Source organism: Stutzerimonas frequens, assembly GCF_024448335.1.
Taxonomy (GTDB): domain Bacteria; phylum Pseudomonadota; class Gammaproteobacteria; order Pseudomonadales; family Pseudomonadaceae; genus Stutzerimonas; species Stutzerimonas frequens.
On the sequence record NZ_JAMOHM010000027.1, the window covers coordinates 1 to 3,049 of the forward strand.

Consider the following 3,049-nt stretch of genomic DNA (forward strand, 5'->3'; position numbering starts at 1 on the left):
GCCGACGCAGCCTTCACGGATGTACAGGTCACGGCCTTCCAGTTGCAACGCGGTGTAGGGCTTCATGCCCTCGACCGGCTCGTTGACGGCGTCCTGGAAGAACAGCGGAACGATCTGGGTCAGACCACCGATGCTCACCGCCAGGATCATGAACAGGGTCAGCAGACCGATGTTCTTTTCAAGTATTTCGTGGTTCTTCATCTATCCGTTTCCTCAAGCGATCTGCGCGGCAGCGTCGTACTGGGCTGGCTTGGCGACACGCACGGTGCGCCAGGTGTTGTAGGCCATCAGCAGCATGCCGGTGAGGAAGAAGGCACCGCCCACGGCGCGGACGATGAAGCCCGGGTGGCTGGCTTCCAGCGCTTCGACGAAGGAGTAGGTCAGCGTGCCGTCTTCGTTGATTGCGCGCCACATCAGGCCCTGGGTAATGCCGTTGACCCACATCGAGGCGATGTAGAGCACGGTGCCGATGGTGGCGAGCCAGAAGTGCGCATTGATCAGGCCGATGCTGTGCATCTGCTCGCGACCGAATACTTTCGGGATCAGGTGATACATGGAACCGATGGTGATCATCGCTACCCAGCCGAGGGCGCCGGCGTGTACGTGGCCGATGGTCCAGTCGGTGTAGTGGGAGAGGGCGTTGACGGTCTTGATCGCCATCATCGGACCTTCGAAGGTCGACATGCCGTAGAACGCCAGCGAGACCACCAGGAAGCGCAGGATCGGGTCGGTGCGCAGCTTATGCCAGGCGCCCGAGAGGGTCATCATGCCGTTGATCATGCCGCCCCAGCTCGGAGCCAGCAGGATGATCGACATCACCATGCCCAGGCTCTGCGCCCAATCCGGCAGCGCGGTGTAGTGCAGGTGGTGCGGGCCGGCCCAGATATAAAGGGTGATCAGCGCCCAGAAGTGGACGATCGACAGGCGATAGGAGTACACCGGACGCTCGGCCTGCTTCGGCACGAAGTAGTACATCATGCCCAGGAAGCCGGTGGTCAGGAAGAAGCCCACGGCGTTGTGGCCGTACCACCACTGGACCATGGCGTCGGTCGCACCGGAATAGATCGAGTAGGACTTGAACAGGCTTACCGGGATTTCCAGGTTGTTGACGATGTGCAGCATCGCCGTCACCAGGATGAAGCCGCCGAAGAACCAGTTGCCCACATAAATGTGCTTGGCCTTGCGCTTCATGATGGTGCCGAAGAACACCAGCGCATAGCTGACCCAGACGATCGCCAGCAGAATGTCGATCGGCCACTCCAGTTCCGCGTATTCCTTGGAGCTGGTGTAGCCCAGCGGCAGGGTGATGACCGCCAGCACGATCACGGCTTGCCATCCCCAGAAGGTGAAAGCGGCGAGGCTGTCGGAGAACAGTCGCGCCTGGCAGGTGCGCTGGACGACATAGTAGGACGTGGCGAACAGCGCGCTACCACCAAAAGCGAAAATCACCGCGTTGGTGTGCAACGGTCGCAGGCGGCCGAAGCTGGTCCATGGTAGGTCGAAGTTGAGTGCGGGCCACACCAGCTGCGCGGCGATGAAGACACCCAGACCCATCCCAATGATTCCCCATACCACCGTCATGATGGCGAATTGGCGAACCACCTTATAGTTATAAGCAGTCTCACTTATTGCTGTGCTCATGCAAGGCTTCCACGCTAATGGCATTTTCGAAGGCAAAAACGGCGGCAAGTATGGAGAAAGCAGGGGGGCAATGCAAACGACGCCAAGGCTCCTTTTGCTCTCCAAACCCCTGATTTCAAGCGTTTTCCATGCTCTGTCAAGGGGCTTTTACGCGCCAGGCCGGCGCGCAGGAATGGTGACTTCGCCTTATGGTTCTAGGCAGGGCGGCGAGTCGAAAGCAAAGCTTAGGAGGGCAAGCGAAGAGGGGAAAGGGCGCTGGTCAGCTCGCGATGCGACAGATGGTCGCAGCGCTCGGGAACTTGCTTGGGAACAAGGTGGGAAGGGCGGTACGAGTGTACCGCCCTTTAATGACTCACTGCTTGGCGAGTTGTTCCGGTTTTTGCGACAGGCTGTAAACGTAGGCGGCGAGAAGGTGAACCTTGTCGTCACCCAGATACTGCTGCTGAGCAGGCATCTGGCCATTGCGACCATGGCGGATGGTCTGCTGCAGCTGGGTCAGACTTGAGCCATAGATCCAGCCGGAAGCATGCTGCAGATTCGGCGCGCCCAGCGCGGCCATGCCTTCACCACCTTGGCCGTGGCAAACGGCGCAAGTCTGTGCATAGACCTCTTTGCCTTTGCCCAGATCGGCGTCGGCGCCCTCGGGCAGTGGCAGGCCGGCGAGCTCCTTGCGCACGAAGGCGGCGACGTTCTTCACGCCTTCTTCGCCAATGGCTTGGCCCCAGGCCGGCATCGCGGCGATACGGCCGTTCAGGATGGTGGTCTTGATCGAAGCCGCATCACCGCCCCAGCGCCAGTGGTCGTCGGCCAGGTTCGGGAAGCCCAGGGAGCCCTTGGCGTCGGAGCCATGGCAGATGGCGCAGTAGTTGGCGAACAGACGGGCACCCATTTTCACGGCCTGCGGGTCCTGTGCCACTTGCTCCACCGACATGGCAGCGTACTTGGCGAAGATCGGGCCGTACTTCTCGTCGGCTTGCGAGACTTCACGTTCCCACTGCTTCTCCTGAGTCCAGCCACCTTCGTAACCCGGCAGGACGCCTTTCCAGTTACCCAGGCCCGGGTAGAGCACCAGGTAAAGGATGCCGAACACCAGGGTGCCGATGAACAGCAGGAACCACCAGCGCGGCAGCGGGTTGTCGTATTCCTCGATGCCGTCGAAGGCATGACCCATCGTCTGGTCCGTGGTACCGGCGGACTCGCCCTTGCGGGTGGCGAAGATCAGCCAGAACAGAGCGACGATGGTGCCCAGCGTCAGCAGGGCGATGTATCCACTCCAGAAAGTGCTCATGTGCTACTCCTGGACAGCCCGAGCAACTCTGGCTGTCCGCGATTGAAGTCCCTGACGGCTGGTGTGGCAGCCGTCATTTTTCTTGGCTGTGATTAGCGCTTGTTGGTCAGAGCCGTACCC

The 3,049-nt window shown here is 60.6% G+C and carries 3 protein-coding genes; all 3 read right to left on the reverse strand.

The annotated features are described in order from the left end of the window. On the reverse strand, positions 1-201 hold a 201-nt coding region (locus tag NAO55_RS20825; RefSeq protein ID WP_256070319.1), incomplete at its 3' end, for a cbb3-type cytochrome c oxidase subunit II. Between the two features lie 12 nt (positions 202-213). Next, entirely contained in the window at positions 214-1,641 is a 1,428-nt protein-coding gene (gene ccoN, locus NAO55_RS20830; protein ID WP_063543401.1) for a cytochrome-c oxidase, cbb3-type subunit I, read from the reverse strand. Positions 1,642-1,993: 352 nt separating this feature from the next. Beyond that, positions 1,994-2,929 (reverse strand): cytochrome-c oxidase, cbb3-type subunit III, encoded by a 936-nt coding sequence (ccoP, locus tag NAO55_RS20835; protein WP_102841307.1) that lies wholly within the window; start codon positions 2,927-2,929, stop codon positions 1,994-1,996. Between the last annotated feature and the right edge of the window lie 120 nt (positions 2,930-3,049).

Excerpts from the sequence above, each read along its gene's own strand:
- ccoN (WP_063543401.1), bottom strand. The coding sequence starts at position 1,641 with ATGAGCACAGCAATAAGTGAGACTGCTTATAACTATAAGGTGGTTCGC.
- ccoP (WP_102841307.1), bottom strand. The coding sequence starts at position 2,929 with ATGAGCACTTTCTGGAGTGGATACATCGCCCTGCTGACGCTGGGCACC.